At 23.0% G+C, this 314-nt stretch carries 1 pseudogene (running past one end of the window); it reads left to right on the top strand.

The annotated features are described in order from the left end of the window. Nucleotides 1-269: 269 nt before the first annotated feature. Nucleotides 270-314: pseudogene (locus LUA84_RS03400) on the top strand (deoxyhypusine synthase); its annotated part runs 134 nt beyond the window's last position; the annotation flags it as partial.

A 314-nucleotide genomic window follows, 5' to 3' on the forward strand; every position in this document is an offset into this window, starting at 1 on the left:
AATATCATCTATTGTTATATAATCCATTTTAAAAAATTTCTATATAAGTTTTATAAACTGGATCCAGTAAGAGATTTAAAGATAAATAAAGATATGAAAATAAAGGATTTAATTGAGCAATTTAAATATGTAGNGGGATTTCAGGCACAAGAATTATATAGAGGATATGAAATATTGAAAGAAATGCTAAATGATAAGAATACAATCAAAGTATTGATTTTCCTGCAGATATTACTGCAACTGGAATAAGAGGTATAATTAAGGATATTATTAAAAATAAATTATTTGATATAGTTATTACAACAACAGGAACA

This window comes from Candidatus Nanopusillus massiliensis (assembly GCF_920984865.1).